At 35.5% G+C, this 26,547-nt stretch carries 29 protein-coding genes and 1 pseudogene; 18 read left to right on the top strand and 12 right to left on the bottom strand.

The window, feature by feature from the left end; all coding sequences use genetic code 11:
- Positions 1-46: 46 nt before the first annotated feature.
- From cdr to ACQKNR_RS18345, 11 genes are all read left to right on the top strand, one after another.
- On the top strand, positions 47-1,711 hold the full coding sequence (gene cdr, locus ACQKNR_RS18395; RefSeq protein ID WP_427319402.1) for a CoA-disulfide reductase: 1,665 nt from the start codon (positions 47-49) through the stop codon (positions 1,709-1,711).
- Between the two features lie 185 nt (positions 1,712-1,896).
- On the top strand, positions 1,897-2,160 hold the full coding sequence (locus tag ACQKNR_RS18390; protein ID WP_144613009.1) for a metal-sensitive transcriptional regulator: 264 nt from the start codon (positions 1,897-1,899) through the stop codon (positions 2,158-2,160).
- A gap of 88 nt (positions 2,161-2,248) precedes the next feature.
- Positions 2,249-2,818, top strand: a complete 570-nt coding sequence (locus tag ACQKNR_RS18385; RefSeq protein ID WP_427319400.1) for a sulfurtransferase TusA family protein — start codon at positions 2,249-2,251, stop codon at positions 2,816-2,818.
- Between the two features lie 42 nt (positions 2,819-2,860).
- Positions 2,861-3,991, top strand: a complete 1,131-nt coding sequence (locus ACQKNR_RS18380; RefSeq protein WP_427319398.1) for an MBL fold metallo-hydrolase — start codon at positions 2,861-2,863, stop codon at positions 3,989-3,991.
- A gap of 37 nt (positions 3,992-4,028) precedes the next feature.
- A complete protein-coding gene (locus ACQKNR_RS18375; RefSeq protein WP_427319396.1) occupies positions 4,029-4,256 on the top strand; it encodes a sulfurtransferase TusA family protein in 228 nt (75 codons plus the stop codon).
- Between the two features lie 24 nt (positions 4,257-4,280).
- Positions 4,281-4,508: a sulfurtransferase TusA family protein gene (locus tag ACQKNR_RS18370; RefSeq protein ID WP_427319394.1), complete on the top strand. Its 228-nt coding sequence runs from the start codon at positions 4,281-4,283 to the stop codon at positions 4,506-4,508.
- A gap of 177 nt (positions 4,509-4,685) precedes the next feature.
- Positions 4,686-5,036, top strand: a complete 351-nt coding sequence (locus ACQKNR_RS18365; protein ID WP_427319497.1) for a sulfurtransferase — start codon at positions 4,686-4,688, stop codon at positions 5,034-5,036.
- Between the two features lie 22 nt (positions 5,037-5,058).
- Positions 5,059-5,427 (top strand): rhodanese-like domain-containing protein, encoded by a 369-nt coding sequence (locus ACQKNR_RS18360; protein ID WP_427319392.1) that lies wholly within the window; start codon positions 5,059-5,061, stop codon positions 5,425-5,427.
- Between the two features lie 16 nt (positions 5,428-5,443).
- A complete protein-coding gene (locus tag ACQKNR_RS18355) occupies positions 5,444-5,740 on the top strand; it encodes a rhodanese-like domain-containing protein (RefSeq protein ID WP_427319390.1) in 297 nt (98 codons plus the stop codon).
- 66 nt (positions 5,741-5,806) lie between these two features.
- Positions 5,807-6,286 (top strand): DsrE/DsrF/DrsH-like family protein, encoded by a 480-nt coding sequence (locus ACQKNR_RS18350; RefSeq protein WP_427319388.1) that lies wholly within the window; start codon positions 5,807-5,809, stop codon positions 6,284-6,286.
- A 45-nt stretch (positions 6,287-6,331) separates the two neighbouring features.
- Entirely contained in the window at positions 6,332-7,096 is a 765-nt protein-coding gene (locus ACQKNR_RS18345) for a sulfite exporter TauE/SafE family protein (RefSeq protein ID WP_427319386.1), read from the top strand.
- Positions 7,097-7,219: 123 nt separating this feature from the next.
- Here the strand turns inward: ACQKNR_RS18345 and ACQKNR_RS18340 are convergent, their stop codons facing one another.
- Complete coding sequence (locus tag ACQKNR_RS18340; protein WP_427319384.1) at positions 7,220-7,660, bottom strand: hypothetical protein; 441 nt, start codon at positions 7,658-7,660, stop codon at positions 7,220-7,222.
- 148 nt (positions 7,661-7,808) lie between these two features.
- The gene (locus ACQKNR_RS18335) at positions 7,809-9,011 is read right to left on the bottom strand and encodes an LCP family protein (protein WP_427319382.1); all 1,203 of its coding nucleotides are present in this window, start codon (positions 9,009-9,011) and stop codon (positions 7,809-7,811) included.
- 227 nt (positions 9,012-9,238) lie between these two features.
- Here ACQKNR_RS18335 and ACQKNR_RS18330 point away from each other — a divergent pair, with 227 nt between their 5' ends.
- Positions 9,239-10,324, top strand: a complete 1,086-nt coding sequence (locus tag ACQKNR_RS18330) for a YhdH/YhfP family quinone oxidoreductase (protein WP_427319380.1) — start codon at positions 9,239-9,241, stop codon at positions 10,322-10,324.
- Between the two features lie 38 nt (positions 10,325-10,362).
- Here the strand turns inward: ACQKNR_RS18330 and ACQKNR_RS18325 are convergent, their stop codons facing one another.
- Both ACQKNR_RS18325 and ACQKNR_RS18320 read right to left on the bottom strand, forming a co-directional pair.
- A complete protein-coding gene (locus tag ACQKNR_RS18325) occupies positions 10,363-12,018 on the bottom strand; it encodes a Na/Pi cotransporter family protein (RefSeq protein ID WP_427319378.1) in 1,656 nt (551 codons plus the stop codon).
- A 527-nt stretch (positions 12,019-12,545) separates the two neighbouring features.
- Positions 12,546-13,748, bottom strand: coding sequence for an MFS transporter (locus ACQKNR_RS18320; protein WP_427319376.1), 1,203 nt, complete (start codon positions 13,746-13,748; stop codon positions 12,546-12,548).
- A gap of 320 nt (positions 13,749-14,068) precedes the next feature.
- Here ACQKNR_RS18320 and ACQKNR_RS18315 point away from each other — a divergent pair, with 320 nt between their 5' ends.
- Both ACQKNR_RS18315 and ACQKNR_RS18310 read left to right on the top strand, forming a co-directional pair.
- A complete protein-coding gene (locus ACQKNR_RS18315; protein WP_427319374.1) occupies positions 14,069-15,157 on the top strand; it encodes a DUF871 domain-containing protein in 1,089 nt (362 codons plus the stop codon).
- 61 nt (positions 15,158-15,218) lie between these two features.
- Positions 15,219-15,397 (top strand): annotated as a pseudogene (locus tag ACQKNR_RS18310) (helix-turn-helix domain-containing protein); the annotation flags it as partial.
- A 99-nt stretch (positions 15,398-15,496) separates the two neighbouring features.
- On the opposite strand, the gene entC reads toward ACQKNR_RS18310, so the two are convergent.
- From entC to ACQKNR_RS18290, 4 genes are all read right to left on the bottom strand, one after another.
- On the bottom strand, positions 15,497-16,888 hold the full coding sequence (gene entC / locus ACQKNR_RS18305) for a cell wall-binding protein EntC (protein WP_427319372.1): 1,392 nt from the start codon (positions 16,886-16,888) through the stop codon (positions 15,497-15,499).
- A 459-nt stretch (positions 16,889-17,347) separates the two neighbouring features.
- Complete coding sequence (locus ACQKNR_RS18300) at positions 17,348-18,499, bottom strand: ABC transporter permease (protein ID WP_427319495.1); 1,152 nt, start codon at positions 18,497-18,499, stop codon at positions 17,348-17,350.
- A 26-nt stretch (positions 18,500-18,525) separates the two neighbouring features.
- Positions 18,526-19,200: an ABC transporter ATP-binding protein gene (locus ACQKNR_RS18295; RefSeq protein ID WP_427319370.1), complete on the bottom strand. Its 675-nt coding sequence runs from the start codon at positions 19,198-19,200 to the stop codon at positions 18,526-18,528.
- Entirely contained in the window at positions 19,197-20,300 is a 1,104-nt protein-coding gene (locus ACQKNR_RS18290) for an efflux RND transporter periplasmic adaptor subunit (RefSeq protein WP_427319368.1), read from the bottom strand. The genes ACQKNR_RS18295 and ACQKNR_RS18290 overlap by 4 nt, the downstream gene beginning before the upstream one ends.
- 211 nt (positions 20,301-20,511) lie before the next feature.
- Between ACQKNR_RS18290 and ACQKNR_RS18285 the strand changes: the two genes are divergently transcribed.
- The 3 genes from ACQKNR_RS18285 (at position 20,512) to ACQKNR_RS18275 (ending at position 23,209) form a co-directional block, all read left to right on the top strand.
- Positions 20,512-21,246: a TIGR02206 family membrane protein gene (locus tag ACQKNR_RS18285; protein WP_427319366.1), complete on the top strand. Its 735-nt coding sequence runs from the start codon at positions 20,512-20,514 to the stop codon at positions 21,244-21,246.
- An 87-nt stretch (positions 21,247-21,333) separates the two neighbouring features.
- Positions 21,334-22,200 carry an ABC transporter permease subunit gene (locus ACQKNR_RS18280; RefSeq protein WP_427319365.1) on the top strand — a complete coding sequence of 289 codons (867 nt, stop codon included), beginning with the start codon at positions 21,334-21,336 and terminating at the stop codon, positions 22,198-22,200.
- A 1-nt stretch (position 22,201) separates the two neighbouring features.
- Positions 22,202-23,209, top strand: a complete 1,008-nt coding sequence (locus ACQKNR_RS18275) for an ABC transporter permease (protein ID WP_427319363.1) — start codon at positions 22,202-22,204, stop codon at positions 23,207-23,209.
- A 40-nt stretch (positions 23,210-23,249) separates the two neighbouring features.
- Here ACQKNR_RS18275 and brnQ2 read toward each other — a convergent pair whose 3' ends face one another.
- The 4 genes from brnQ2 to ACQKNR_RS18255 all read right to left on the bottom strand — a co-directional run bounded on the left by brnQ2 (position 23,250) and on the right by ACQKNR_RS18255 (position 25,969).
- Positions 23,250-24,566, bottom strand: a complete 1,317-nt coding sequence (gene brnQ2, locus ACQKNR_RS18270) for a branched-chain amino acid transport system II carrier protein BrnQ2 (RefSeq protein WP_427319361.1) — start codon at positions 24,564-24,566, stop codon at positions 23,250-23,252.
- 215 nt (positions 24,567-24,781) lie between these two features.
- Positions 24,782-25,351, bottom strand: coding sequence for a spore coat protein CotJC (gene cotJC / locus ACQKNR_RS18265; protein ID WP_000265282.1), 570 nt, complete (start codon positions 25,349-25,351; stop codon positions 24,782-24,784).
- Between the two features lie 130 nt (positions 25,352-25,481).
- The gene (locus ACQKNR_RS18260) at positions 25,482-25,745 is read right to left on the bottom strand and encodes a spore coat protein CotJB (RefSeq protein ID WP_427319358.1); all 264 of its coding nucleotides are present in this window, start codon (positions 25,743-25,745) and stop codon (positions 25,482-25,484) included.
- Between the two features lie 8 nt (positions 25,746-25,753).
- Positions 25,754-25,969 carry a spore coat associated protein CotJA gene (locus tag ACQKNR_RS18255; protein WP_002170512.1) on the bottom strand — a complete coding sequence of 72 codons (216 nt, stop codon included), beginning with the start codon at positions 25,967-25,969 and terminating at the stop codon, positions 25,754-25,756.
- Positions 25,970-26,077: 108 nt separating this feature from the next.
- Between ACQKNR_RS18255 and ACQKNR_RS18250 the strand changes: the two genes are divergently transcribed.
- The gene (locus ACQKNR_RS18250) at positions 26,078-26,452 is read left to right on the top strand and encodes a VOC family protein (protein WP_427319356.1); all 375 of its coding nucleotides are present in this window, start codon (positions 26,078-26,080) and stop codon (positions 26,450-26,452) included.
- Positions 26,453-26,547: the final 95 nt, after the last annotated feature.

The raw sequence follows: 26,547 nt of genomic DNA, 5'->3' as shown, positions 1-26,547 counted from the left end.
ATGTAATTTGTATATGAGAATAATAAACAACATGGAGGTTTGAAATATGTCTAGAAAAATTATTGTAGTAGGCGGAGTTGCTGGTGGAGCATCAGTAGCTGCAAGGCTTCGTCGTTTAAGTGAAGAAGATAAAATTATTATGGTTGAGCGTGGTGAATATATTTCATTTGCGAACTGTGGATTACCATACTATATTGGCGGTGTGATTACAGAAAGACAAAAATTATTAGTGCAGACTGTCGAAAAGATGTCAAAGCGTTTTAATTTAGATATACGTGTATTGAGTGAAGTGGTAAAGATTAATAAAGAAGAGAAAACAATTACTATAAAGAATGTAACTACAAATGAAACATATAACGAGGAATATGATGTTTTAATTCTTTCACCAGGAGCAAAACCAATTGTGCCACCTATTCCGGGTATTGAAGAAGCAAAGGCGTTGTTTACGTTACGAAATGTACCTGACACAGATCGTATTAAAGCGTATATTGATGAGAAGAAACCACGTCATGCGACTGTTATTGGTGGCGGATTTATTGGAGTGGAAATGGTTGAAAACTTAAGAGAGCGAGGAATTGATGTTACTCTCGTAGAAATGGCAAATCAAGTGATGCCACCGATCGATTATGAAATGGCGGCATATGTACATGAGCATATGAAAAATCACAATGTTGAGCTTGTTTTTGAAGATGGCGTAGATGTATTAGAAGAGGACGGGACTGTTGTACGTTTAAAAAGTGGTTCAATAATAAAGACAGATATGATTATTTTAGCAATTGGTGTACAACCGGAGAGTAGTTTAGCGAAGGATGCAGGATTAGAACTAGGAGTTAGAGGAACGATAAAAGTAAATGAGACATTTCAAACATCGGACCAACATATATATGCAATTGGTGATGCGATTGAAGTGAAAGATTTTGTTACAGAAACAGAAACAATGATTCCTTTAGCGTGGCCGGCTAATCGTCAAGGTCGCATGTTAGCAGATATTATTCATGGTCATACGGATTCTTTATATAAAGGTACGATGGGAACTTCTGTAGCTAAAGTTTTTGATTTAACAGTTGCTTCGACGGGAGTAAATGAGAAAATATTAAAACGATTAAATATACCCTATGAGGTAGTACATGTACAGGCAAATTCTCATGCTGGGTACTATCCCAATGCTACGCCAGTGCTAATAAAATTAATTTTTAATAAAGATAGCGGAAAAGTTTATGGAGCACAGGCTTTAGGACGTGACGGGGTAGATAAGCGTATCGATGTTATTGCAACGGCAATGAAGGCAAATTTAACTGTAATCGATTTACCGGATTTAGAGTTATCATATGCACCCCCGTATTCTTCTGCAAAAGACCCAGTAAACATGGTGGGGTATGTGGCAAGTAATATAGTAGATGGTTTTGTGGACACGGTACAATGGCATGAAATAGATCGTATTGTTGAAAATGGTGGGTATCTTATTGATGTTCGAGAGCCTAATGAACTAAAACAGGGAATAATTAATGGTTCTATTAATATTCCGTTAGATGAATTACGTGATCGTTTAGATAAAGTGCCAGTGGACAAAGAAATATATATTACTTGTCAACTTGGTATGAGAGGGTATGTTGCAGCGCGCATGTTAATGGAAAAAGGATATAAGGTAAAGAATGTAGATGGCGGCTTTAAATTATACGGGACCGTATTACCAGAACGAGTTGTATATTGATATTTTTTCATCTTCCACTTCAAAATTTTGTGGAAGATGAAAATCCACAGATTAAGGTTTCACTTTTTGTTTTGCGAGCACATAGGATAAAAATTAAAAATAGGGGTTTACAAGATACCCTATAGGGTATAGTATATTGTCATAAGTTATAAATGGTGACATAATGGTAATGAGGTGATTATAGAATGGAATATAATCAAGATATGAAAAATAGATTAAAACGTATTGAAGGTCAAGTTCGCGGTGTGCTTCGTATGATGGAAGAAGGAAAAGATTGCCGAGAGGTTATTACACAGTTAACGGCATCTCGTTCTGCACTTGATCGTACAATTGGACTCGTTGTTGGAACAAATTTAGAGCAATGTTTACGTGAGCAGTTTGAAAATGGTAATGGTTCAAATGAAGAATTAATTAAAGAAGCTGTTCAATTACTTGTAAAAAGCCGATAATCTGTCAAACATAAGTGTTGACAGATTATCAAAAACATTTCAATATACCCCTACGGGTATATGTATATAAATTGCGGAGGAATCGATTATGAGTATAAAAGTGGATATGAGTTTAGATTGTAAAGGTTTGGCTTGTCCGATGCCGATTGTGAAAACAAAGAAGGCGATGGAGGCACTACAATCTGGGCAAGTGATTGAAATAGAAGCAACAGATAAAGGCTCTACGGCAGATTTACAAAGTTGGGCCAATAATATTGGTCATCAATATATAGGTACAAAGCAAGAGGGAGATACTTTAAAACATTATGTAAGAAAAGCAAGTACACAAGAAATAAACGAATTAGTAAAATACGCTCATACAGTAACAAATGAGGAATTACAAGAAAAGTTACTAGCTGGCGAAGAATGCATCGTTTTAGATGTAAGGGAAGAAGCTGAATATACATTTGGACACATCCCATCTGCAATTTCAATTCCGTTAGGTGAGTTAGAAGAAAAACAAAGTGTGCTAAGTCAAACAAAACCAATATATGTTGTTTGTCGGACAGGAAATCGCAGTGATCTTGCTTGTCAACTATTGAAGAAGCAAGGGTTTAACAATGTTAATAATGTTATTCCTGGCATGCTACATTGGAATGGGAAGATAGAAAAAAGATAAGGAAAAAATTTTAAACATAAATATACCACTGGGGGTAATGGAATGAAGGTTAAACATTTAGAAGCAAAAGATGTTGCAGAAAAGGTTATGTATGAGGAGTTGTTTATTTTAGATGTACGTAATGAAGTGGATTATGAAAACTGGAAAATTGAAGGGAAAGAAGTTACTTCAATGAATGTGCCGTACTTTGATTTATTAGAGGGTGTAGATCATATTGTAAGTGAATTACCTAAAGATAAAGATGTTTTAGTAGTATGTGCAAAAGAAGGGTCTTCTATATTTGTGGCAGAGCAATTAACAGAGGCTGGATTAGAAAATGTTTATTATTTAGCTGGTGGTATGAAGGCTTGGAATGAATATGTAAAGCCTATAAAAGTGGGAGATTTAAAGGATGGCGGCAGTATGTATCAGTTTAACCGTCTTGGAAAAGGTTGTTTATCATATATGGTCATTTCTAAAGGAGAAGCTGCTGTTATTGATGCAGTACGAACAGTTGAGACATATGAGGAATTTGCAAAAGAGCAAGGTGCTGTAATTACAAATGTAATGGATACGCATTTGCATGCCGATCATATTTCAGGAGGTCGTAAGTTAGCTGAGAAAGTAAATGGGATGTATTGGTTACCGCCGAAAGATGCGGAAGAAGTTGTATTTTCTTACGAGCCACTTGTAGAGGGTGCTGTAATTCCTGTTGGGGAAACAAAGATTGATATTGAAGCAATCTATTCGCCGGGACATACAATTGGTAGTACTTCATTTATTGTAGATGATGAGTATTTATTATCAGGGGACATTTTATTCGTAGATTCGATTGGGCGTCCGGATCTTGCTGGGAAAGCTGAAGATTGGGTAAGGGATTTACGTAATACTTTGTATAGCCGATATAAAGAACTATCTCAAAATTTAGTTGTATTGCCGGCTCATTATTCAAAAATAAGTGAAATGAACGAGAATGGTATTGTTAGCGCAAAATTAAAAGATTTATTTGAGTATAATGCAGGATTAAATATTGAGGATGAGGGAGAGTTTCGTAAAGTTGTAACAGAGAATTTACCACCTCAACCGAATGCATATCAAGAAATTCGTCAAACAAATATGGGCCAATTAAATCCAAGTCAAGAAGAAGAGCGTGAAATGGAGATTGGTCCAAACCGTTGTGCTGTTCATGAATAATTCGATTTCAAATGAATAAAAATTGGAGGTATATAAGATGAAGGTGAAAGAAGTATTAGACGTAAAAGGATTAGCATGTCCAATGCCAATTGTGAAAACAAAAAAGGCGATGGAAGCATTACAATCAGGCGACGTGTTAGAAGTACACTTAACAGATAAAGGTGCGATTAAAGATATTCCGGCATGGTCCAAAACAGGCGGTCATGAAGTATTAAAGCATACAGAAGAAGAAGGCGAATTAAAGTTCTGGATTAAGAAGGCTTAATGATAAAAATTGGAGGTATATAAGATGAAGGTGAAAGAAGTATTAGACGTAAAAGGATTAGCATGTCCAATGCCAATTGTAAAAACAAAGAAGGCAATGGAAGCATTACAATCAGGAGAAGTGCTAGAAGTACACTTAACAGATAAAGGTGCGATTAAAGATATCCCAGCATGGTCCAAAACAGGCGGTCATGAAGTGTTAAAACATACGGAAGAAGAAGGCGAATTAAAGTTTTGGATCAAGAAAGCATAATATTTCAATGACAAGTGGAGGTTATTCGCTGCCCATTATTAGAAGTGAAGAGGATCGTCATATATGTTTTATCCCGCATTAACGGGCAGTAAAACTCCCACCTCAAAATTCGACTGGAGCAAAGAAGTTAGGTGGGAGATCAACTGCCCGTAAACGCCCGATTGGTGTGGGCTGATTATAGTTTCACTTTATATAGTTATACCCATAATAGTATTGATAATAGGAAATATATTAAAACGTTACGTTCCGGTTTTAAATGTTACGCATATTTCAATAGAGCAAGTAAGACAAAGTGAGGATGTTATTGTTATAGATGTGCGTGACTATACAGAGAGTCACGGTAATCATGCGTCTAAAATTATGTGTATACCGTATGCGTATTTAAAGCGGTACTATTATGAAATACCAAATAAACCGATACATCTTATTGTTCATAATAAAGTAGATCGAAATTTAAGTGTTCGGTTTTTAAACAAGAAGGGGCTTTGTATTCAAAGTTATAGTGTAGCGACGAATAAAAAAATATAACAGAAGGAGGCTACATCATTATATGGATGGAAAGACAATATTGAATATAATCTTAATTATACTTGTATCCTGGTTTATCATTTCTCGCTTCTTACCAGCTAGAGGAGTAAAAAACATTTCAGGAAAAGAATTGAAGCATATGATGGGACAAAATAATAAACAATTTATTGATGTACGTACACCTGGTGAATATAGAGGAAATAATATGAAAGGGTTTCGGAATATCCCATTAAATGAACTAGCTAATAAAGCGAAACAGTTAGATAAAAGTAAAGAAGTTATTGTTCTTTGTCAAAGTGGCATGAGAAGTAAACAAGCAGCGAAAATGTTAAAAAAATTAGGATTTCAACATATTACAAATGTTTCAGGCGGTATGAATGCTTGTAATTAAGAAGGAGATGGGAAACATGAAAGAAATGACTGTAAAAGAATTAGAAGAAAAATTGTTACGTAAAGAAGCAGTAAATATCGTAGATGTACGTGAAGTAGAAGAAGTAGCTGAAGGGAAAATTCCAGAAGCATGTAATATTCCACTAGGACTATTAGAATTTCGTATGCATGAGTTAAATAAAAATCAGGAATATATTATCGTGTGTCGTTCTGGCGGGAGAAGTGCAAGGGCAGTTCAATTTTTAGAAAGTCACGGTTTTCGAGCGATAAATATGGTAGGTGGTATGTTAGCTTGGGAAGGTAAAGTAGAATAGGGCGAAAATAAATGGTTTTTTATAGATTTTTCAATACCCCTATAGGTAATTTGGAGGAGAAACAATATGGAACAGAAGAAGAAAACAACAATTGTGTTATTTAGCGGAGATTATGATAAAGCCATGGCTGCTTATATTATTGCAAATGGCGCAGCAGCGTATGATCAAGAAGTAACCATTTTTCATACTTTCTGGGGTTTAAATGCGCTTCGGAAAGATGAACATGTGAAAGTGAAGAAGACTTTTATGGAGAAAGTTTTTGGAAAGATGATGCCGCGCGGTGCTGATAAAATGGGATTATCAAAAATGAATTTTGCTGGTATGGGGCCAAAGATGATTAAAGGCATTATGAAAAAACATAATGCAATGCCTTTGCCGGATTTAATTGATCTGGCGAAAGAACAAGGAGTTAAACTTGTAGCTTGTCAAATGACAGTAGATTTATTAGGGTTAAAAGAGGAAGAGATTATGGAAGGGGCGGAGTTTGCTGGAGTTGCAGCTTATTTGGCGGATGCTTCTGAAGGGAATGTAAATTTGTTTATTTAATGAAAAGATAGCCTTCTGTTTATAAGAAGGGAGGAAAGAAATTATATGAATTTATTCTTGTTGCTGTTCGTTATCGGATTTATCGGCTCGTTTATATCCGGAATGGTAGGGATTGGCGGGGCTATTATTAATTACCCCATGATTTTATATATACCGGTATTATTAGGGTTTGCGGGGTATACATCACATGAAGTGAGCGGTATTACAGCGGTGCAAGTATTCTTTGCAACTTTTGCAGGTGCATGGGCATATCGGAAAAGTAATGATATGGATAAAACGTTAGTTGTGTATATGGGAGTTAGTATACTAATAGGAAGTTTTATAGGAAGCTTTAGTGCAAATCTATTAAATGAACATGCTGTAAATGTTGTTTATACAGTATTAGCAACTGTTGCAGCTATGATGATGTTTGTGCCGAAGAAAAATAATAGCGGAGCAGTTAATTATAATAAGTGGTTAGCAAGTATGTTAGCTTTTATTGTAGGGAGTGTTTCCGGCATTATTGGGGCTGGTGGTGCATTTCTTTTAGTTCCCATCATGCTAGTTATTTTAAAATTACCACTGCGCACGACGATAGCAACATCTATCGCTATTACGTTTATTTCCTCAGTAGGGATTACGACTGGAAAAGTGATTACTGGGCAAGTAGTTATGATTCCAGCTCTAATTATTGCGATTGCAAGTATATTTGCTGCGCCGCTTGGAGCAAGAGTTGGTAAGAGGATAAATCAAAAAGTACTGCAATATATGTTATCGATTTTAATTGTAGGAACTGCTGTTAAGATGTGGATTGATATGATATCGAAATAAAAGGATGGTGCTGCTTGCAGCCCATCCTTTTATTTATCCCGCATTAACTGCCCGTAAACGCCCGATTGGTTCAACTAATAATCAGTGGGGGATGAACAAAACCCCACTGATTATAGTTTCACTTTATGCCCAAATCACTTTCATTAAGTTTTTATATTCGTCATTTGCTAACTTATATAGCATTCTCGTATGTTCAAAGACAAGTGCTGGATTAAAGTTTGGTTCTGAGAATGCAAGAGATGTTGAAATATCAATTGCATTTTGCTTGTTTAGTGTGAATTTTGCAAATCGATAAGATGTGTTTAATTCATTGATTACGTGTAAAACGTCATTTGTTGATGTTGAATCAGGTACATGAGCAACATTGAAGCAGTATATATCCACAGTAGGATGTTCGTTTTGAAAAGCAGCGATAAGTTGAATTTTTGCGCCAGCTTCTGTCTCTAATCCTACTGAAAAATGTACAGAACCATCATTTTCATCTATATTTTCTTCCATGTATATATCATTGGATTTTAAGTACTCTTTAAAATCTGAAATGTTATGTTTTACTGCAGCTTTCATATGTATGAGCCCCCTGGTAATTGGAATAGATTACTATCATTTATTATAATTTAAAAATATTAAAAAAGATAGTTAGAAAGTTCTGATTTTTAACCTTAAAGAAATAAAAAGAAGCAGTGCTCTACCTCCATAGAGCACTGCTTCTATATTATTCATTGTCATTAGACGATGTTTCTGTATCTTCACTACTATTTTTATGTTTCACTTCATTGTTACTTGATTCGCGTTCACTCGTATTTTCAGACTTAGATTCTTTTGTTTTCTCTGAACTTGTTTTTTTCGAATCAGAGTCAGTTTTTGTATATGCAGGTAGTCCAAGGTGAGTACGAAGTTCGTTCGTAACATTTGCTAATTCTTTTTGATCTGGATTGTAGTAATATGTTCGGCCGCCACCAGCAGATTTGCTACATGTATCATCACCTTTTTCCATATAGCAGTCATCACCTTGAATTTGTAATTTCTCAATTGAAGAATCTACTCCATATTTATAGAATGAAAGCATATCATCGAATGTTAAGTTTGTAACGAATTGTCCGTTAATATCATCAATGATGTTGCCAACTTTTGTTACAGATCCAACGCTTGTTAGTTTCTTTAAAATCGCTTCAATAACGAGTTGTTGACGTTGTCCGCGCATTGCATCACTATCGATGTGTCGTGTTCTAGCAAGAGCAAGAGCTTCTTCACCATTTAATTTTTGAACACCTTTTTTCAGGTGAATTGCATCGGCATTATCATTACTATCTTGTTCTGTAAATTCAACAGGAACATCGACTTCAATGCCGCCTAAATCATCGACAATTTTGATAAATGATTTGAAGTTAAACTTTACAAAGTAGTCAACAGGAACATTTAGTAATTTTTCAACTGCATCAATACTTGCTTGTGGTCCACCCTTTTTTCCGTTTTTAGTAGAACCGTATGCATGAGCGTGTGTTATTTTATCTTTTTTCTTTTCAACTGGAATATAAGTATATGTGTCTCGTGGAATACTTAATAGTTTTACAGTTTTGCTATCTTTATTAAAAGTTGCGAGTAACAGTGCATCTGTTCTTATAGCCTCACCATATTCTTTTCCTCGGACATCACTTTCATCAACACCCATTATTAGGACAGAGACGTTATTCGTAATGGGTTTTACAGCCTTATCACGTAAATCAGATTTATCACCGCGCGCTAAACCGTGTGCGGCATTTCGAACAGCAGAAGATGCTTTATTTACTAAAAACCATGTATAACCGCCACCTACTAGTAAAAAGAATAGAATAGCGCTTATAATAATTTTTGTTTTTTTATTACCTTTTTTGGGTTTACTGCGTGTATTTTCTTGCAAAGATGGGTTTTGCTCCATTTCCTGTACTCCTTCATTTGGATTGAAATACGACACTCATATCCACTTATTATAATGAAATTTATCGAAAAAAAACATTACAAAACATTTACATTTCGTAAAAATTCAATTTATTTATAAAAAGTCAGATTTTCTATATATTATTTTTTAGATGTAGGATAAGTATATGTTTTTTTAGTAGAAATGAAAATATGTCTTGTGAGAAAGTGATAGAGAAGTAAGATTTGTTGAAATATAGCCAAGAAGAAATGAGTAGTTTTATTTGTGTGTCGTATATAATAAAGACAGATTTTACGGATAAAGGAGAGAACACAATGAAATATACAACATTCCGAGCAATCGTTGTGAACGAAACGGAAAATCATCAGTTTGAAAGAAATGTTGTTGAGAGGGAAGTAAGGAGTTTACCTGAAGGAGATGTGCTAATACAGGTTCATTATTCTTCATTAAATTATAAAGATGCCCTTTCAGCTACTGGTAATAAAGGTGTTACGAGAACATATCCTCATACACCAGGAATCGATGCCGCAGGAGAAGTTGTGAGTAGTAGAAATGATGCCTTTAAGGAAGGGGATCATGTTATTGTAACGGGATATGATTTAGGCATGAATACTTCTGGTGGTTTCGGTGAATATATTCGTGTGCCATCGTCTTGGATCATTCCTTTGCCAGAAGGAATGTCTTTAAAGGAAAGTATGGTGTATGGGACAGCAGGTTTTACAGCTGCATTATCGGTATATAAACTCTTGAAAACGGGAATTACGCCTAGTATGGGAGATGTTTTAGTAACGGGTGCTACAGGCGGCGTAGGTAGTATAGCGGTTAGTATTTTAAGTAAGTTAGGGTTTAACGTAGTAGGATCGACAGGGAAAATGGAAGAGGAAGAGATGCTACTACGTCTAGGAGCGAAAAAGGTGATTCACCGTGAAGAATTGAGTGATGAATCAGGAAGACCGATGCTGAAAGGAATATACGCCGGGGTTATCGATACTGTAGGTGGGAATATGTTAGAAACAGCTTTAAAATCTGTAAAGTATGGCGGTTGTGTAACGACATGCGGTAATGTGGCAGGGCAGGAATTACATACAACGGTATATCCGTTTATTTTGCGAGGCATTAGCCTTTTAGGGATAGATTCCGTACAATGCCCAGTAGATGTGAGAGAAGATGTGTGGGCGTTGTTAGCGAGTGAGTGGAAAAACAAAGAGTTACTATCTTATACAGAAGCATGTATATTAGAAGAATTAGATGAGAAGTTTACACTGATATTGCAAGGAAAGTTAAAAGGAAGAACAGTTGTAAAAATGAAATAAAAAAAGAGACGCGTAATTTTTAGCGTCTCTTTTCTTAATTATAATGATTGTTTTAAATTGATTTTTCCTTGTTCACCTAAAACACCGTCAGCGATATTTACAGCGTGATCACCGATACGCTCTAAGTTACTTACCATATCAACGAAGATGATACTTGCATCACCTGAACAGCTACGTTCGTTTAGACGTAATACGTGACGTTTGCGAAGAACACGTTCCATTTGATCGATTTTACGTTCTTTTGCAATAACTGTTTGAGCAAGTTCTGTGTCAAAGTTTGTTAAAGCTTCAACTGCGTCTTGTAATGTTGAAATTGTTAATTCTAGCATTTCGTTTAATTCAGCTAGCGCTTCGCCTGATAGTGAAACGCGGTTTGAAATTTGGAAATCTACAAGCTCTACAAGGTTTTCTACATGATCACCGACACGTTCAATATCTCCAACAACACCTGCTAGAACAGAATGTTTCTCAGAGTCTGCTGATGAAAGTGGCTTTTCTGATAGTAGAACTAAATACTCGGTAATTTTTTTATCTAAATTGTTAATAGCTCCTTCTAATTGAGTAGCCATGTCAGCGTGTTTTTTATCTTGTGTGTTTAAAAATTGGTTTGCTTCTTTTAATCCATGTAATGAAAACTCAGCCATACGAATAATTTCTTTTTGAGCTTCTGTTAAAGCAATGGCTGGAGACTGTTCAATAAAGATTGGATTTAAATGTTGCGGTTTGAAATTAATAGCAGAATCTTCGCCGCGAATAATTTTTGTTACAATCCATGCTAATACAGCAATGAACGGGAATTGAATAATAGTATTTGTTACATTAAACGTTCCGTGTGCAAATGCAATTGTCATTTCTGGATTTAAGTTTAATGACGTTTGGAAGTATTGAATTAAACTTGTAAAAGGTACTAATAAAATCGTAAAGATAATCGTACCGACGATATTAAAGATAACGTGAACCAATGCTGCACGTCTTGCTGCAATTGAAGTACCGATTGCTGCTAATACCGCTGTAATTGTTGTACCGATGTTATCACCGAATAATACAGGAAGAGAAGCTTGTAAATCGATTGCACCTTGACCGAATAGTTCTTGTAAAATACCGATTGTTGCACTTGAACTTTGTACAATTAAAGTGAAGACTGTACCGACAACAATACCTAAAATTGGATTGTCGCTCATGCTAACCATTAATTCTTGGAATGACTCTAAAGAGCGAAGAGGCTTCATACCTGTGCTCATTAATTCTAAACCGAAGAATAACATACCAAAACCGAATACAACTTGACCTACAGAATGTACTTTTTTATTTTTAAAGAAGAATAATAAGATAGCTCCAACTGCCATAATTGGGAGCGCGTATTCTCCGATTTTAATTCCGATAATAAATGCAGTAACTGTCGTACCGATGTTTGCACCCATAATAACACCGATTGCTTGTCTTAATGTCATAAATCCGGCACTTACAAGTCCGACTGTTAAAGCAGTTGTTCCTGAACTTGATTGGATTAATACAGTAACTAACATACCTGCTAGTACACCCATAAGTGGGTTTGTTGTAAAGCGATCTAGAATATCGCGAAGACGATCTCCAGCTGCTTGTTGCAGTCCATCGCCCATGTATTTAATCCCGAATAAGAAAATACCTAATCCACCAATGAACTGGAAGATCATATCTTGAATATTGTATTCCACGCATTCCACTCCTTAAATTTCATGTACGATGTAATTATTAACTGAATCTTGAGTCACTGTAAATGGTTTATTAGTAAAGTTTACACTAAATTTACAAAGAGATGAAAAGTTTACATTTATTTAAAGAAACAGCTGTATTTTATTGGTTTTCAACTTTTGTAAATGGTATTTTTGTAAAGGAGTCACACTTTTTAGAATAATATTATTCGATTTCATATGAAGGAAAGCATCTGCGAGTTCATCGTATATTTTTTGATGAAAGTTAAAAAAATATGTAGAAAAATGAATGTAGTTTTATTCCGCTATTTGTGGGCAGTAAGACTCCCACCTCAAAATTCGGCGAATGCGAGGGAGTTAGATGGGAAATCAACTGCCCGTAAAAGCCCGATTGGTGTGGGCTAATAATCAGTGGGGGATGAACAAAACCCCCACTGATTAAAGTTTCACTTTATACGAGCAAAAAGTTGGGAGTGTCTAACATGTATTGATTAGTATCAGGTTATTGGTAAAATAAAAAAGCCGCTAAATTATCCAGCAGCTTTTTCTGTATTTTTATCTCCGTGCTTTTGTTTTCTTATACTTGTAATGTAGATAAAGAGGAAAGCAATAAGTAATAGAGAGGAATAACGATATACAGTTGCATAGTTTGTAAAATGTGCAATGAATCCAAAAATAATCGCTCCAGCACCAATTCCAAGATCAAATGCTGAGAAGAATGTAGCTGTTGCGACTCCTCGTCGGTGCGGTGCTACTCGGTCAATCATCCATGCTTGTAGTGCGGGTTGAATCGCCCCAAAACCACTTCCGTAACACGCTGCGGCAATAATTAAGCTCGGAATTGTCGTCGTATACGACAATAAAATAATACCTGTAAACGTTAGAATAACTCCTGGAATGATGACGAATGTATGGCCTTTCGCATCATATAGCTTTCCAGAAAATGGACGAGTTACAGCGATTGCTAGTGCATTACATAAAAAGAAGAGACTAATATCAGCTATGCCAACTTCGGTAGCGAATAGTGTGATAAAGCTTCCGATTCCTCCGTACATTAATGTAATACATAATATTAATAATGAAGGAAGTAAAGCTTTACGCTCAATAAATCCATCGAGAAAAGTACTAGATGATTGCTTTGGTGGTTGTTTCGTTTTTTTGATTTGAAGTAGTTTCGTTAATATTAATGAAACAATTGTGCATGAAAGTGCAGATAAAAAAAGAACGTTGAAATTATATGTTTGCATAAGCCATAGTCCGATGAGTGGACCGAGGGCCATTGCAATTGTTCCAGAAAGGCCGAAATATCCCATGCCTTCTCCGCGGCGAGCTGCTGGAATTAAATCAGAAACGACAGTTCCATATGTAGTCGTTGTAATACCGAAACCAGCTCCGTGTAAAATACGAACAGCCAGCAAGAGAAAGATGGTTGAGGCGAAAAGGTAACTGCCCATAGCGAGTAAACAAATAGCAGTACCGATCATTAAAATGATTTTTTTATTAAATTTCTGCAAGGCATTTCCAGTTAGCGGTCTAACAAAAAGTGCTGCCACGGTAAACATACCGACAACAAATCCGATATTGGAACTTGTGCCACCAATTTCTTTCACATAAACAGGTAAAGTCGGAATTAACATTTGAAACCCTAAAAACATACATAAGTTTGCAAAAATTAAAGCAACAAACTCTTTTGTCCATAACGGTTCTCGTTTTACGAGTATTGCTTCTCCCATATATTCATCCCCTATATAAAATTTTCTCTTTTCTTTCGAGTATATGTATGGGCCAATGTAACAGTCAAGGAAGGTGTCTTGAAAATGGATAACAATTTTTAAGGTGAAAAAACTGACAAATTTGTGTAAAAGCTACACAACTATGAAAAAAAGATGTAAAGTATAGATGTATAGACTTATAGTTGTTATGAATGATAGAAATTGTTTTTCCTTTAAAGAAAGCGCATTCAAAAAAGTAGTGAATGAGAAGGGGATATATACTTTTTCACTACATATATTTGAAAAGGTTTACAATATGACGAAGAAAGAGGCGTGTACATATGAGACGATTAGGTATTTCTATTTATCCAGAACATTCAACAGTAGAGAAAGATAAGGAGTATTTAACATTAGCAAGTAAATACGGATTCACACGTGTGTTCACATGTTTACTATCTGTGGATGGGGAAAAAGAGAAAATTATAGAAGAGTTTAAGGAAACAATCTCTCATGCGAACGCATTAGGGTTCCAAGTATTAGTTGATATTAGTCCGTCTGTTTTTACGCAATTAGGTATTTCATATAATGATTTATCGTTCTTCCATGAACTAGGTGCGTACGGTATCCGTTTAGATGTTGGTTTCTCAGGATTAGAAGAATCGATTATGACGTACAATCCGTACGGTTTGAAAATTGAGATTAATATGAGTAACGGTACGAAATATGTAGATAACATTGTGAGTCATAGACCAAATCGTGAAAATTTAATTGGCTGTCATAATTTTTATCCACACCGCTATTCTGGATTATCATACGATCATTTCATTAAATGCTCGAAACAATTTAAAGATTACGGCATGAGAACAGCTGCATTTATTTCATCATTTGATGCAACATATGGACCTTGGCCAGTAACAGAAGGATTATGTACGCTAGAGCAGCATCGTGAATTACCGATGACAACACAGGCAAAGCATTTGTTTGCAACAGAATTAATTGATGATGTTATTATTGCGAATGCGTATGCATCAGAAAAAGAATTACAAGCACTAGGTGCATTAAATAAAGAGAAACAAACATTTGATATAGAAATATATGATACAACAACAGAACTAGAAAGAATTATCGTGTTAGACGAACCTCATTTTTATCGCGGGGATGTATCTGAATATATGATCCGTTCTACACAAAGTCGTGTGAAATATAAAAAAGAAGAGTTTAAACCTCATAATACACGCGAAATTAAGCGTGGCGATCTTTTAATTGATAATGAGCAATATGGCCAATATAAAGGTGAATTACAAATTGCTTTAAAAGACATGGTAAATACAGGAAAAACAAATGTGGTTGGTCGAATTGTAGAAGAAGAGATTTTCTTACTAGACTATTTACAAGCATGGGATAAATTCGGATTTACATTAAAGAAATAGAGAAAATAAAAAGGGAAAAACTACTGACCTCAGCAGCTTTTTCCTTTTTATATATAGAGCTATGACAAAAGTGCATCAGCGATTACTTTCTATTTTAGAAGAGTTTTTAGAAGAGAAATCGATGTTAAATCGAGCTTTTTAGCGAGCCGTTTACATGTATCAACGAAGTCGATTCAAAAAGATATAAAATTATTAAATGATATATTGAGAGAAAACGGAGCAGAAATTGAATCACAAAGAGATAGATTTAATTTGGACGGGAGAGAAGGAGAAAGAATGTAAGAATCATAAAAAAAGAGTCAGTCTCAACAATGAGACTGACTCTTTTTTATATAGTAATTAGTTTAAAATTTTCACTGTAACTGTTTTACGTCCCCAGTTACTTGATGAGCCTTTATCTGGCATTAGAACGTCAATTTTATTTCCTTTAATCGCTCCACCAGTATCACCAGCGATTGCTACTCCGTAACCTTCAACCCATACTTTTGAACCTAATGGAATCACACTTGGATCAACTGCAATAAGTTTCATGTTTGGATTAGCTGTTAAGTTATGACCCATAGCTGATTTTACGTGATCTCCTGCGTTGTAACCATTTTCAAGTGGATCTGCTGTGTAAGCTGTTGCTACAACTCTTAACTCACGAGAAGATGATGGTGCACTTGTTTCAGTTTCTTTTGCAACAGGTTGTTGTGTAGCTGGTTTTTGAGTTTTAGCCGCTTCACGAGCTTTAGCTGCCTCTTGGGCCTTAGCTGCCTCTTGAGCCTTAGCTTCTGCTTGAGCTTTAGCTTCTTCACGAGCTTTAGCTGCTTCTTGAGCTTTAGCCGCTGCTTGAGCTTCAGCTTCTGCTTGAGCTTTAGCTTCTGCTTGAGCTTTAGCTTCTTCACGAGCTTTAGCTGCTTCCTGGGCTTTAGCCACTGCTTGAGCTTCAGCTTCTGCCTGAGCTTTAGCTTCTGCTTGAGCCTTAGCCGCTTCACGAGCTTTAGTTGCTTCTTGAGCTTTAGCTTCTGCCTGAGCTTCGGCTTCTTCACGAGCTTTAGCCGCTTCTTGAGCCTTAGCTTTTGCTTGAGCTTCAGCTACCTCTTGATCTTTAACTGCTTCACGAACTTTAGTTGTATCTTGAACTTTAGTTACCTTTTCAGCCTTAACTGCTGGTTGAACTTTAACTGGCGCTGTCCCTGTTAAGTAAGGAACATGAACATAAGCTGTTTTGCCGTTATATTCAAATTGGATCCAATCATTTTGTACTTGGTGAGTTGTTTCGATTACATCATCTTTTTTCAATTTACCAAGAATTTCTGAGTCTGTGTTTGCACCAGCACGTACGTTTAATACGTTTGCTGTTACGTAGTAAGTGTCTTTTGTGTAGTCAGCGCTGATGAAAGCTTCTTTACCACTATTTAATTTAACTTTTGACCATCCATTTTCTGTATGTAGAACATTTACTTTATATCCATCTAATAATTTTCCGACAACTTTTGATTCAGTAGTTGGGTTTTCACGTACATTTAGTACGTCAGTAGTTACGATAGTTTCTGCTTTAGCAGATGTTGTGAAAATCCCAAGACCAAAAACCGCTGCTGTTGCTATACCCATAAATTTTTTCATAATAGCCTCCATTGCATTTGTTTTCGTTGACCTCATTATAGCAACCATTATTTTCTTATTTGCGAAAAACATAAAATTACAAAGCTTTCGTAACGGGGCGTTAATATTCCGTAATAATTCCATTAATATCCTGATAGCGTTTCCTTATAGTTTTTTTGGGGGGTTAGAGCATGTAAATCATAAAATGAATAGCATTTCAATTTCTGTTAGATTAATAATGTTTCGTTGGTGTTACAGATTATTTTCTTAAGTGTTACAAAAACGGTGTGTTTTACTGTTGAAATGAAAATTTAATTATGAAATGATAACTTTTTTGTCTGTGGGAATATATAAATGAGGTGAAATTTAATAAAATATCGATAGAATTATTACAAAATCAGTCGAAGTATGGAAAAAATTACGCCTTGCATTTTGTCTATTACATATTATTTTTGCAATAATAGGATTCGATAATAGCCTTAGTGCCTATAAATAATGAAGAGTATTAGAAAGATAGCTGTAACGTGAAACATATATAATAGAAGAAACGTAATTTGATAGGTAAATAAAAAACGTAGGAGTGTACACTCCTACGTTTTTTATTTACTCATATCGTAAGCATTCAATTGGATCAAGTTTTGCAGCTTTGTTAGCTGGTAGTAGACCAAATGCAATACCGATTAGCATTGAAATACCTACTGAAAGAAGTCCAAGTTCTTTTGAGATAACAAGTGGCCATCCGGCAAAGATTGAGACGATCCAAGCGAAGAAGATACCAAGCATGAATCCGATGAAACCACCGAGTCCTGTTAAAATACAAGATTCGATTAAGAATTGCGTTAATACTTTACCACGTGTTGCACCAAGTGCTTTACGAATACCAATCTCACGTGTACGTTCTGTTACAGATACAAGCATAATGTTCATTACACCGATACCACCAACAAGTAAGGAGATAGCAGCGATACCACCGAATACCATTTTCATCATACCGATTGATTCGTCTAGTTGCTTCGTAAATTCACCCATATCTTGAGCCTCAAATTTATGCTCAAATTTAGGAGCTTTCATTTCGTTTAAAACGGAAACGGCTTGTTTTTCTACACTTTTACGCTCTGCTGGCGAATTTAGTATTAATTTTACCGAGTCATACTCAGTTACTCCTGAAATTACAGGGGCGTTTTCAAGTGATGTATAGCCTTCTGACATAGCCATTCCGAAATCATTTTTTGTTTCATACACACCGACTACTTTATACGGTTTCCCTTTTATGTCTGTATATAAATTTGATTCCCAACCGTTAAATAATTTGTTGAAAGCTTCTTCATTTAAAATAACAGCAGGGATTGCTTGCTTTAATTCACTATCATTTAATTCACGACCGTGAACTAATTTTATTTTCGCATCTGTCATGAAGGCGCCTGTTCCACCTTTTAAATCAAGAGAAACATCCTTTGAACCAGAAGATGCTTTTACTTTCATACTTACATCTGGATAAACATCTTTAACGCCTGGCACAGTTTGAAGACGTTTTAACATATCAGCTGTAATTTTGGCACTATCAGTTCCGTAATCAGGGTTGTTGTAGTAAATCGTTACTTCAGTATCTTTTCCTTGACCTAACTCTTTTTTAAACTTTGCGTTTGTACCATCACCCATTGAAATGATAGTAATGATGGCGCTAATACCAATAATAATACCTAGCATTGTTAATATAGAACGCATTTTATGAGCAAAGATAGAGGAAAGGGCCATACGTATATTTTCACTCGTGTTCAAAATTAACCTCTCCAATCTTGGACGATATTTCCGTCACGAATTACAATTTGACGTGCAGCTGCTTCCCCAATTTCACGATCGTGGGTAATCATAATGATTGTTGAGCCTTGTTTGTTTAATTCGTAAAAGAGGTCCATAATTTGTGTACTTGTTTTCGTATCAAGTGCACCCGTCGGTTCATCGGCTAAGATAAATTTCGGGTTATTTACGATTGCACGTGCAACTGCGACACGTTGCTTTTGACCACCTGATAATTCGTTCGGCAAGTGGGTAGCGCGGTCAGCTAAACCGACTTTCGTTAAAGCGGCTAGTGAGCGTTCGCGTCGCTCTTTTTTATCAACACCTGCATAAATAAGAGGCAATTCAACATTTTGCATTGCTGTAAGTCTTGGTAGCAACATAAAGTTTTGGAATACAAATCCGATCTCTTTATTACGAACACGAGCAAGTTCTGTTTCAGACATGTTTGAAATATTTTGACCAGCTAGTTCATACGTACCTGTCGTTGGTTTATCTAAGCAACCGATAATGTTCATTAAAGTTGATTTACCAGAACCAGATGGTCCCATAATAGAAGTAAATTCTCCTTGGTTTAGTGTTACGTCAATTCCGTGTAAGATTTGAACGGACTCTGCACCGTTCTGGAAGGATTTCGTGATGCCTTTTAAGTTAATCATTCAACGACAACCTCCATACCATCTTTTAAGTCTTTTTCTGGTTTAGAGATAATTTGCTCTCCTTTTTTCACTCCAGAAACTTTTGCTTCACTATCTGTCTCGAATTCAACCGTAACTGCTTGTTCTTTTGCTTTACCGTCTTTTACAACGAATACAACATTTTTGTCACCTTTTTTCACGATGCTGCTTTTCGGAACAATCGTACCAGTTGCTTCGCCTGATTTACTTGTTACGTAAACGTGGAAACCGTTTTGTAATTCTTCACTATTGTCTAATGTAACAGTGAATTGATAGTTAGAAACTGTTTTGTTTTCGTCCATGCTCTTTAATGGCGTAGAGCTAATTTCTGTTACTTTTCCTGTCCAAGTCTTACCGGAAACCGTTTTTGATGAAACTGTTACTTCTTGCCCAACCTTCATACTAGCAAGTTCATATTCAGAAAGTTGACCTTTTACTTTAAATGGACCAGCGTGACGAAGAGTAATGCCACTCATACCTGTTTTTTCATCCGCAGTTTTCACGATATCATCAATTACGCCATCAGCAGGGCTCGTTACAGAAAGCGTATTTAACTTCTCTTTTGCAGCTTTAATCATTTCGTCTGCTTTTTCTACTTCAAACTTTTTCATTTCAAGTTGCGATTCTAATTGTTGCAATTCGATTTCTGATGCTTTTAATGCTTCCTGAGGAAGGCCTGCATTTTTATCTTTTTGTAATTTTTGTTTCGCTGTATCAATTTGTTTTTGGTACAATGTTACTTCTTTTTGTGCGATTTTCTTTTGCATTTCTGCTTCCGTTACACCTTGTTTAGCAGTAGGGTCATTATATTTAAACAGAAGCTGACCTTTTTTTACTTCATCACCTTTTTGAACAGCTAATTCATACGTGCCCTTTGTTGGATCAAATGAAATTGTTTCGATTCCGTTTGGAATAACTTCACCGCCAAATTTTTGTGCGTTTTCAATTTGTTTTTCTGTTACTTTATAACCGCTATACGCCATTGCTACTTCTGAACCGCCGCCAGCAAATGCAAAATATGATCCAGCTGCAATTCCGATTGCTACTACACTAGTAATTAACACTTTATTTTTCTTCTTCATCTATTTATCACCTTTTCGTTCGTTTTCGTATCTACATTAAGTATAGAAGAGGTGAAGAATCTGACAAATCGTTTTAGCTTACAATAACCTTACAATTTTGTAAGGTATGAATATGTAGATGCAAGGTAGAGGTTGTCCTAGTCTAAGCAAATGAATTGACTCGTTGTTTCTTTCTTACAATAATATTGTATGAAGGAGAGGAGGAAGGAAGATGGAAGCTTATTTTAGTGCGCATCCATTAAAACCATTTATTCCATACTCAAGGCAACATGCCATTATATTATTTATTATGTTGGTGGGGATATTTTTTCTATATCAATACCAAGATGTATTACGTCAAAGTGAGTGGAATATAACGGTTCGATATGCGATTGCATTTCTATTCATAGGGAGTGAGATTGGACTTCATATGTGGGAATGGAAAGCAGGGATTTTTGAGCTAGGCACTTCATTACCATTTGAGTTATGTACGATTAGTTTGTTGTTAGCATCGATTATGATTGTAACGAAAAGTTATCGAATATATGAGATTGTGTTTTTCACAGGAATTATTGGTGCATCACAAGCCGTTTTAACGCCAAACTTGCAATATACTTTCCCGCATTTTCGTTTCATTGAATATTTTATCGCACATATACTACTCATTTGGGCACCGCTCTTTATGACATGGGTGGAAGGATATCGTCCGACATTACAATCTATTAAGCGTACGATGCTATTTTTAAACGTATTAATTCCTATCGTTTCGTTTGTGAATTTTAAAACGGGTGGTAATTATATGTTTTTAGCCCATAAGCCAGAAACTGCTTCATTACTCGATATGCTAGGGCCGCATCCTTACTATATTATTTCATTAGAAATTGCAGCGCTTATTGGGTGTTTCATTTTGTATATGCCGTTTTCAAAAAGTGAAAAACGTGTGCATAAAGAATCGCTAGGATCATAACCTGGCGATTTTTCTGTTGTGAATATTTACAATTCAGAAAATTAAGAATAAAATTAAAGGGTAAATTATATAGAGAGAAGGGAGAAAATGGTCAGAAAAGTTTTTTTGAATGGGATGGAAATGACGATTCAATTTATCATTTCAATTTTGGGTATTATTTGTTTGGGGGCGTTACCAAAATTATTTTATGGATTTGAGTTGAATGCATCAGAGTACATAAAGAGTCTAAAAGAAGTATTTGCGAAATTAATGGATATTTCCAATATGCAATATGCAAGAGATAAATTTGTATTTCCTCAGTTGTTTGTCCATTATAAAGAAACGATGGTTATTTTTTTGGCTGCATTTTGTATTTCGTTATTGGTAGCATTTTGTATCGTTTATATGATTATGAGTAGTTCACCGCGTATACAACATCGAATTAAATCGTTTCTCATCTTTCTAGAATCCATTCCAGACATTCTTCTTATTTTAGGATCACAAATTTTAGTTATATGGTTTTTTAAACAAACAGGTTTTTTACCTTTTAAAATTGCGGCAATTGGAGATGAATCCATCCGGGGATTGCCGATATTTTGCTTGAGCATCCCGACTACGATTATGTTTGTAAAACTGTTAGTACTTCGTTTTGAAAATGAGTTAGAAAAAGATTATGTATTATTTGCTAAGGCGAAGGGTTTGGGTCGCTTTCATATTTTAAATCGTCATATTTTCCGAAATGTACTGCTTAGTACACTTTTCTTTGCAAAAACGAATATTTGGTTTATGTTATCAAATTTATATATTATAGAATGGATTTTTAATACGAGAGGTATTTTTATATTTGTGAAATCATATCCAGATATGAAGATTGAGCTGTTCATTGTTAGTGTGCTGCTTATTTATATTCCGATTTTTATTTTATTTAAAATGTTTCATTATCTCGTTCCAGCTGCGATGAAGGAGAGATTATAATATGTGGACGTATATAAAACGTGATAAAAGGTTTTGGATAAGCATTGGATTTCTTCTCATATTAGTTCTTTTGAGCGTCGGAAATACGATATGGAATGATGGACATATTAGGCAAGTAACATTGCAATATGATGAGGCTGACAATCCAGAAGTACCACCATTTTCACCTTCATCACAATTTTTCCTCGGAACAGATCGGAAGGGATATGACCTTTTAAATTTAGTAATTGAGGGAGCGAAGTGGACGATTGGTATATCTGTTTTAATTGCAGCGCTTAGAATGGTAATAGGTGTATTTTTCGGTGTTTTCCTCGGAACATACATAAAAAGGGGTTTTTCGAAGATTGAAGCTTTTTTTGACAGTTTTACAGTTATTCCGACAGTCATGATCGCGTATTTCTTCCTTCAATCTGTTAATAAATTTGGAAGTGGAGAGGAGACATCAACTTTTTTTGAGCGAGCTTCGTTCCAAGTTGTATTACTTGTAGCGCTTGCTTTGCCAGTTATTGCACTTTATGTTGCAAAGGAAGTTCGTAAATTACAAACAGAAGAATTTATTGATGCCGCGCGCATATTAGGCGGATCGAGAAGACATATTGTTATAAAGCATATTTTTCCGCATCTCTATATGACGTTTATACTCGTATTTCTTCAGCAGTTTACTCAGACTCTTACAGTTTTGCTGCACTTAGGGTTACTTGAAGTCTTTTTTGGAGGAACAGTTGAATTTGGAGGAATGATGGAGAAAGAGTTAGATTCCTACACACATGAATGGTCAGGATTAATCGGCGTATATTTTCGTTCTTTAACAGTGCATCCATGGATTCCTCTTGTCCCAATTACATTCTTCGGGCTTACTATTTTTTCAGGAAATATGATTGTAAAAAGTATAGAAGAAGCGATGATGAAAGTTCGGTTAGGGGGAGAGAGAAAGAAGACCGTTGTAGAAGAGGAACAGCCTGCTATGCAGTCAAAAGAAGAGTTGTTTACATTTAAACATACGATGTGAAAATAGAAAAGAAGCAAGCATAATCAATGCTTGCTTCTTTTTACTTTGCAGAAACTTCACCTTCAGCTTCTGTTTGTGGAATACAGTATCCGATTATACCACCGATGATTGCTGGGACAATCCAGCCAATTCCTAAGCTATAAAAAGGAATTGTGTGCACGATGTTAGCGATAAAACCTGGTATCATTCCCACATTATCAAGTGCATGAATACAGCTAATAATGAATGCCGCGATCATCGCTCCAATATAGACAGAAGGTTTACGTTTCGTATATTTATCAATAAATGATACGAAAATTAAAATGATTGTAATTGGATATAAAATAATTAATACAGGTAATGTAATTTTGATTAATAAACTTAAACCTAAGTTTGAAATAACGAAGCTAAAGATACAAACATATAGTACAAGTTTCTTGTATGAAACATTTGTTAGTACTGTTGTGAAATAGTTTGCGAATGCACTTACAACACCGATTGCTGTCGTTAAACAAGCGAAAATAATTGCGATACTTAATAAAATATTACCGCTTGTCCCAAAGAATTGATACATAACAGTAGCTAATAGCTGACCACCGTTTTCGAATTGTCCTAAGTTTCCGTTTGAAGCACCGATATAACCGAGTAAGAAATAAACAATTGTTAAGAATAGGGCAGCAATACTTCCGCAAATAATTGTATATTTCGCAATTGATTTCTTCTCTTGTATACCGTTTTGACGAATTGCATTTACAACAATCGTTGATAATACGAGTGCTCCAATTGCATCTAAAGTTAAAAATCCTTCAAGAAACCCTTTGAAAAATGGGATGTCTTTATAGTCACCGATAGGCTCAGCGAATAATCCTGGTGAAAGAATTGCTTTTGTTGCCATAATTGCAATAATTACAAGTAAAATGGGTGTTAATATTTTACCGATATGATCTACTAATTTGGATGGATTTAATGATAGGAAGTAAACGACTGTAAAGAAAATAGCGCTAAAAACTAACATAGAATACCATTGATCTGGGAAAAGTGGTGCGATCCCAATTTCGTAAGATACAGATCCAGTTCGTGGAATAACAAATAGTGGGCCGATTGAAAGATAAATAATGATAGCGAATACGGCTGCGAATTTTGGATGAACACGGCTCGCTAAAGTGTTGAAACTACCGCCGGCAAGGGCAACAGCGACGATAGCCAGTAAAGATAAACCGACGTCTGTAATAATAAATCCTGTAATGGAAACCCACATGTTTTCTCCGGAAGAAAGTCCGAGAAGGGGCGGGAAAATCATATTACCAGCACCAAAGAAAACCGCGAATAGCAATAAACTAATCGAAAGTATTTGCGCTGGTTTTAAAGTTGTACGCATATAAAGAAAATCCTCCTAATGAGTATTTTTGTCGAAAATTCAAATAATTTGTCGAGTAACTGTTATTATTTTAAAGGTCTGATGACTAGAAAGCAATAGGGAATTTTGAAAATATTAAAAAATAATGCATTAAATCGAATAAATATACTATTTGTATGTTAAATAAGAAGGATTTAACTTTACATATAAAAAAACACATATCGTTACGATATGTGTTAAAAGTAAATCTTTTTATCGCGTTCTTCTTTTAAAATTTCAACCGCTTCCCGGAAACGTTGTGAATGGACAATTTCTCTTTCACGCAAGAAACGTAGACTATCATTTATATCTGGATCGTCGGATAAATCAATTAGCCATTGATAAGTTGCTCGTGCTTTTTCTTCAGCGGCAATATCCTCATATAAATCTGCAATAGGGTCTCCTTTTGCTTGAATATAAGTAGCAGTAAAAGGGGCGCCACCGGCATTATGATAAAACAACGCACTATCATGATTAGCGTACTGTGCATCTAATCCGGCAGCTTTCATTTGTTCAGGTGTTGCATCTTTTGTTAATTTATAAATCATCGTGGCTATCATTTCTAGGTGTGCGAACTCTTCGGTGCCAATATCGGTCAGTAAGCCAACGACTTTGTCAGGAATAGTATAACGCTGATTTAAGTAGCGAAGAGCAGCTGCAAGTTCACCATCTGCACCACCGTACTGTTCAACTAATAATTTTGCGAGTGCTGGATTACAGGTGCTTACTTTAACAGGGTATTGTAATTTCTTTTCATAAATCCACATAGTGTCTCTCCTTCATCTTGTGTTAATGGACAGTAATAAGCATTCTTCTAGGCGAAGAAATAGCTGGGAATGCATAGTAGGCTTCATAATGATTTGGATTAAAGAATTCAAAACTAATGAAAGTTTTACGTTATATTTGCCATGGCCAAGGTCCTTTGCTCCATTCCCATGGAGCGTTAGAATAACTATTTCCAAATTGCTGAAGTGGACCAAATTTCTCTTCAATTTTTTGCTTTAATACTCTTCGTTTATAGGAGAAATCGTTGAATTGATTTATAGCCGTAGTATCGTCGGGATGCGTATCTAAATAGAGGGTAAGTTCAACTAATACAAAATCAAGTTCTTGTAGTTCTTCAATCCATTGGTAATATTCATCAGGCAATGTTTGTGTCACGTTTTTGCTCACCGTCCTTTTTTGTGAGGGTTTTCATAAAAATCATAAAATGCAGGCCATAGAGTCCCTTTTCTTAAAGCCTCTTTTGGTGGGAATTGGGGTAAATTAGTTGGTTGAAAGCCCATGTATAAGTGGGGGGGAGTTGAGTAATATTTTTTTCCGATTGGAGGGCAAGGATCGTTTGGGCCGTGAAAAGGTATGTAGGATTTCATGAATTCATCCATGTTACACTCCTCCTTTATAAATGAAATATTCATCACTATATATTGTATTCGTACATAATTGTAAATTATGACTCATATAGAAAACTAATAGAGACAGGGGGAGTGCGGATGGAAAGTATTACAACATGTATTGTATTAGAATCCAAAAACTTAAAGGAAACATTATATTTTTATGAAGGGATTCTAGGTTTTAAACCAAGCGAGGAGAGGCCACAATTACGTGTAACAGGTGTTTGGTATGATATTGGTTCAACGAGAATTTGTTTTGTTGTAAATCGGAATTTTGGGGAGTATAGAGAGACTGTCACATCATCAGTGAAGGAAATATTTTTAAAAACTACAAATATCGAGCGAATAAAGAAAAAATTAGAGTTTTATCAAATATCATTTGCAGAGGACTGCCATGGTGAAGAAGTAAGAATAACTTTCTATGATCCCGATCGCTTTAAGCTCCAAATCGTTTCAAAAGAGAATACAGAATAGAGTCTTTTATAGTGTAATGGTATTAATGGAATGAAAAAAATATTGACAAGCCTAGGTAAATATTTTAATGTGATTGTATAAAATTGTGTATATAA

The sequence above is a fragment of the Bacillus sp. NPDC094077 genome (genome assembly GCF_050279465.1).
Lineage (GTDB): Bacteria > Bacillota > Bacilli > Bacillales > Bacillaceae_G > Bacillus_A.
Note: the sequence above shows the minus strand (reverse complement) of the source record. Positions and strands in the feature narration are given on the sequence as shown.